The 5,466-nt window shown below is 41.0% G+C and carries 5 protein-coding genes; 2 read left to right on the top strand and 3 right to left on the bottom strand.

Annotated features, from left to right (window positions below):
- Nucleotides 1–89: 89 nt before the first annotated feature.
- Nucleotides 90–704: a phage integrase N-terminal SAM-like domain-containing protein gene (locus VB741_RS25945; protein ID WP_323368126.1), complete on the bottom strand. Its 615-nt coding sequence runs from the start codon at nucleotides 702–704 to the stop codon at nucleotides 90–92.
- Nucleotides 705–1,045: 341 nt separating this feature from the next.
- Here VB741_RS25945 and VB741_RS25940 point away from each other — a divergent pair, with 341 nt between their 5' ends.
- Both VB741_RS25940 and VB741_RS25935 read left to right on the top strand, forming a co-directional pair.
- Nucleotides 1,046–2,065 (top strand): NfeD family protein, encoded by a 1,020-nt coding sequence (locus tag VB741_RS25940; protein WP_323368125.1) that lies wholly within the window; start codon nucleotides 1,046–1,048, stop codon nucleotides 2,063–2,065.
- Nucleotides 2,066–2,331: 266 nt separating this feature from the next.
- The gene (locus tag VB741_RS25935) at nucleotides 2,332–3,372 is read left to right on the top strand and encodes a DNA cytosine methyltransferase (RefSeq protein WP_323368124.1); all 1,041 of its coding nucleotides are present in this window, start codon (nucleotides 2,332–2,334) and stop codon (nucleotides 3,370–3,372) included.
- Here the strand turns inward: VB741_RS25935 and VB741_RS25930 are convergent.
- Together VB741_RS25930 and VB741_RS25925 are read right to left on the bottom strand one after the other, a co-directional pair.
- Nucleotides 3,369–4,067 (bottom strand): MAE_28990/MAE_18760 family HEPN-like nuclease, encoded by a 699-nt coding sequence (locus VB741_RS25930; RefSeq protein WP_323368123.1) that lies wholly within the window; start codon nucleotides 4,065–4,067, stop codon nucleotides 3,369–3,371. The two genes, VB741_RS25935 and VB741_RS25930, sit on opposite strands and share 4 nt — an antisense overlap.
- Complete coding sequence (locus VB741_RS25925; protein WP_323368122.1) at nucleotides 4,064–5,179, bottom strand: DUF262 domain-containing protein; 1,116 nt, start codon at nucleotides 5,177–5,179, stop codon at nucleotides 4,064–4,066. The genes VB741_RS25930 and VB741_RS25925 overlap by 4 nt, the downstream gene beginning before the upstream one ends.
- Nucleotides 5,180–5,466 lie beyond the last annotated feature (287 nt).

Genomic DNA, 5,466 nt, shown 5'->3' with positions numbered 1-5,466 from the left:
AATGTGGCACCCACGCCAAGCGCATGAAAGCAGGCTGGGATGACCGATATCTGCTTAAGGTATTGGCTCAAGTAAAGGCTTCTAGCACTTCACCCAAATTGTAAAGAAACGTATGCGTTCGCCCTGTCTTGCTGATGAAGTTGCTTGACCGATTGCAAATGCTGAGCCAGAGTTTCAACTAGAGCCACAGGCAGCATTGTAATCCGGCTCTCTCTTCCCTTAGCATCTCTTACGGTAATCTGATTCTGAGAAAAATCGATATCCTTAACCCGTAGTTCCAAGCCTTCGCTGAGGCGTAAGCCACTACCGTATAGAACTTTAGCGATTAACTGATAAACCCTAGAAAGATGTTTTAGCACTGAAATGGCTTCATCTGGTGTGAGCACCGTCGGCAAATAGCGAGTAGGTTTAGCCCGAACCGCATTCAAGCCCCAAGTCGTATCGCGCTGGTAGACCTCGCGATACAAAAATATCAAAGCGCTGAGCGCTTGATTTTGAGTTGAAGGCGCAACATTTTTCTGCACCGTTAAATGAGTCAAAAATGCCTCCACTTCAGCAGCACCCATCTCCCGAGGCGGTTTCATTTGGTGAAAGTGAATGAAGCGCTTAATCCAATGGATATAGCTTTTTTCTGTTTCGTAAGCATAGTGCCTCAACCGCAGCACGTCCCGAACTTGATCGAGCAATTTAGGTTGAGAGGACATGGCAAATCAAGTGACAGACTACAGGAATGTCATTAATATCCCACGTCAATCTCCGTATGGGATTCTGAAATTATACGGAAAGTTTCGGGGTAATACCCCTGAGCAGGGATATTATACGGAAAGTTTCGGGGTAATTTGCTCTATGGGGTAAATACATGGAAAGTTTCGGGGTATTTACCTTGTGTGGGGTAGATATACAGAAAGTTTCCGTATATTAAATTGTTGGGCTGCTTCTTATTTGGGTAAGGGCAGCTTTTTGAAGCTATCGGTGGGAACTCCGTATTAGAGTGTTGGAAGCCATACTCTTAAAATAAAAGAAAAACCTATACAATCCTGACTAAATGGACAGCGTAAGCAATCACCGCGTGAAAATTCTGTTTCTGGCATCAGATCCAAGCGATGCTGCGCGACTACGACTAGGGCAGGAATTGCGGGACATTCGTGAAAAGCTGCAATTATCAAAGAATCGAGACAAATTTGTCTTGGAGTCTCGTGAGTCTGTGCGTCCTGGTGATATTACCCAAGCGATTTTTGATGTTGAACCCAATATTGTTCATTTCTCTGGACACGGTTTAGATACAGGCGAGCTGTGTTTTGAAGATGTTCTTGGAAATGTGCAAGTTGTTAAACCTAATGCTTTAGCTGCACTTTTTGAACTGGTAGCTGATCAAGTTAACTGTGTAGTTTTAAATGCTTGCCATTCAGAAATTCAAGCAGAAGCTATCGCTGAACATATTCCTTTTGTTGTCGGTATGAACAATACAATTGGAGACAAAGCAGCAATTGCCTTTGCTGTTGGTTTCTACAAGGCTCTGGGTGCAGATCACCCTATTGAAAAAGCTTACAAATTTGGTCGTGCAGAAATTGGGATAGAAGGTATTCCGGAAAACTTAACTCCAGTACTCTATTCCAGAAAAGTGGGAAATATGAAGGAATCTAGAGCAATATGGTTAGTAGAATTCAAAGCTACTCTTGACAATCTTGATGAGCAACAGTTGGAAGCAATTGTTAATTCGTTACGCCAAATTACAGGCGATGCATCTTTGTCAGTACAGAAAGTTGAGCCAGGTAGTATTAGACTATTCTTAGAAGGCTCAGCCGCAGCACTTGAGCAGATTCAATCTTTAGTAGAAAAGGGTCAACTAACAGAAGTTTTAGGTGTTCCTATACAAAAAGTGGACTCAAATAGAATGGCAGTTGTAGAAACGACCATAAGCCTTAACCAAGTCGGAAGAGTTAAGTTTTTAGCAAGTTGGTGGCAAGCCAAATGTATAAAGGATGTTGTTCTTGAAGTTGGGACGGAGGTTGTTGTTGTAGGTCGCCAAGGTCTTACGCTGCTTGTAGAGCCACTGCCAAAATAACCTTGGGATCGAGAACCTGTTATTATCGATAGTTGTCAGCAGCCCAACAATTCGCTTGGAGCGGACTGAAGAAAGCCGTTGGTGCTGAGTTCAAGGTTACTTGCAGCCGCTCAAGCGAACCGTTAGCTCTCCTCACACTGGACTACAGGCAAACTTGAACTGTGCTTGAAAAACTCTGAATTTCCCTAAGTTATAGTCTTGCGTGGGCTGTCAGAATGCGTTATAATCACTAACTTGCTTATAATGTATTAATAAAGGGAGTGTAAATGACTGGCAGCATCTCTACAATTGATCTATTTTGTGGTGCTGGCGGGCTAACTTATGGGTTTGAGCAAGCAGGTCTTCCAGTCAAAGTTGGATATGATATTGACCCAGCATGTAAATTTCCATATGAACATAACAATAAAGCTCAATTCATACTACAAGATGTAGGTTGCGTTAGTAAGTATGACTTAGAACAACACTTTTCTGAAAGTGCAGTTAAGGTTTTAGCAGGTTGTGCTCCTTGTCAACCCTTCTCAAGCTATGCAAGGCGTTACAATGATAAAGAATCGAGATGGAAACTTCTGCAAGATTTTGCTCGTTTAGTGCAAGATTGCGAGCCAGAAATTGTCTCAATGGAAAATGTGCTTCAGCTAAAACATCATTCTGTTTTTACAGAATTTACTAAAACTCTCAAGATTCTGAACTATTCAATTGAATCTTACGAAGTTAATTGCTCAGACTATGGAGTTCCTCAGGCTCGAAAAAGATTAGTTCTTCTCGCCTCAAAGTTTGGAAAAATTGAATTAATTCCACCAACACATGATGCCGAAACATATGAAACAGTCCGTAAAACAATTGAGCATTTAGATCCCTTAATTGCAGGTCAAACATCTAATGTTGATCGGCTGCATCAATGCAGTAAATTATCTGACTTAAATCTTCGTCGCATTCGTGCTTCTATACCTGGAGGAACTTGGCGAGATTGGTCTAAAGATTTAGTAGCTAAGTGCCATACAAAAAAAAGTGGTAAAACTTATCCAGGGGTATATGGTCGGATGGAGTGGGATCAACCTAGCCCAACTATCACAACTCAATGCTTCGGTTTTGGTAATGGGCGTTTTGGACATCCTGAACAAGATAGAGCGATATCTCTTAGAGAAGCAGCATTGTTACAAACTTTTCCTCCAAGCTACGAGTTTGTAGCTTCTGACAAACCTGTGATTTTTGACCAGATAGGGCGACTAGTGGGCAATGCTGTTCCTGTCAAGCTAGGTCAAGTCATTGCCCAAAGCATTCTAGAACACGTTAAAAAATTTACTTAGGGAGTGTTCACCACAGCAGTATCTAAATATTCCGCATTTCCTAGATAGGTTTCAATGTTTTGAAGTATTTGTTTCAAATATCTGATTACTTTGTTTTTTATTTCTAGAAGTTCATCTGCTGTTTTATCACGCCCTACTTCTGTAAAAGACTTAATTCCATGGGCTAAATCATTTCTGTTTGTTTTAATAGTCAATAAATCGATACCATCACCAGTTTTTGCATAGTCAGTTGCATGAGAAAATCCATATTCTGCGGCAGTATCTCTTATCTTCCTCCCATCAATATTTCCTGAAAATAAGTCTTCTTTGTCAAATCCAGCAGTGATAATATCAATAGAAATTGCTGTTATGCTCAAAAAGATTTTGTCAGGATTTCGTTTTTTAAGATTTCTGAGAACAATTTTCTTAAGCTCAGGTCTGATTTGATCGTAAGAGATGCCTTCGCTTCTCAGTCTATCGAAAATTGCTTCGATGACGTTCCTCATAGTTGCTTCTACTAAATTGTATAGCAACAGAAAACCGCTTGCTTTTAAAGTCTTCAATAGCTCAGGATCAATGACTTTAATTTTTGAGCTATTGCCCTTGCCATCCATACTTAATTTAGTTGTGCCTTGCTCTAAACTTTTCAAGAAGATGAAATATTTGCTCACTTCTTTAGAGCGTTCAGTAAAATCTTGAATCAATGCGCTAGTCATAATCTGCCGAGAAGTTGATCGCGTACATATTCAATCCGGTTTTTTACTTTAGGTTTGGAATTACTCGCATCGGAGGTAGTGTGCTCCTTAAATTCTGGCGAGTCAAGCCATGCCATTGAACCTGGTGCAAGATCACTTTTTTCTCTTAAAGCAAGTGCAGTGCCTACAGCAATCGCCTCAAACCTAATCCGAGGGGTTGTTGTATGTTTTTTACCTTTGCGGAATCCATTTGGGAAATACTTTTCTACAAAATCAAGCATTGCTTCAAACTCAGCTTGCATTGCTTCACGATCAAAGTCACCATTGTTATTTGTCTCTAAATATTCATTGAGAAACTCATTAACTTGGCGCTTAAAATTCTTGTAGTTGTTTAGATAAGCAAAAAATCTCAACACAAACTCTTGCGGTTCACGCCTATCGACAAGAGCATCTGAGAATGAGCATAAACCGAGAATTTCAGGGTCTTTAGAGCCACGAAATTTAGTATTTTCAGATAGCTGATCAATAAATTCAAGAAAGGGACCACGCTGTATTCCTCTGCGCTTTTCCATCTCATTCAAAACAACACTACCCGTATTGATACGCTCAAACATATCTCTACGGATATCTTCAGTCGCTTTTTCAGTCAGTTGGATCATTCGTAGCGTAGTTCGCTTAAAGCGCCTTTGACGAGGAAGAGGTAAATCAGAAAATCTGAAATCATTTAGCTTCTTCAACTTTTCGAGGTCTTCAAGTTTTAGTTCATTGTTTAGGAATCTAGCTAAGGTGCGGATACGTTGTGTTCCATCTATGATTTCCAAGCGAGCCTCATTCTCTTCATCGGGAATGTCAGCTACAAAAACATAGGGGATAGGCAACCCTAAAAGCACAGATTCAATAAATTTCGACTGTCGTGCATCATCCCAAGCCATCTCTCTTTGATAATCTGGAATGAACAATTCATTAGTATCATCGGCTAGCCCATCGGTATACTTTTGAACAAGTATTTCTACTGGGTATTCTTTCGTGTCGTAGTCTATAGGTTTCTGTTTATCTCGTATTTCAGCTTCCGCCTCATCTCTTCTTTCAGCAGTGATTTCTGTCTCTATTGGTACATTTGGGGCTTTCGGCATCTTGCTCTCCAGTATCGGCGAGGTGATAGCATGGTTAAGCGAGGATTGTGCCTCATTTGAACCATTTATAATTTTAGCGGTTCACAGCCAATTTGAGTCAGGGTTGAGAATTGAGGTACTATCAAGTTTGGACTGATAGAGATCTGTTCCGCCGGAGAGCTAATCGGGATAGGGAGAATCCTCACGAATCCCCCCTCCCACACCACCCATCGTGCGGCTCCGCAATGGGCGGTTCCCAACCTAACTGCTAGACGATTTGACGACTTGCTTGTCGTAACCCTGGACTT

This window comes from Leptothoe sp. PORK10 BA2, from assembly GCF_034932105.1.
Classification (GTDB): Bacteria; Cyanobacteriota; Cyanobacteriia; order Phormidesmidales; family Phormidesmidaceae; genus Leptothoe.
The sequence above is the reverse complement of the archived record's forward strand: the minus strand, read 5'-3'. Positions and strand labels throughout refer to the sequence as shown.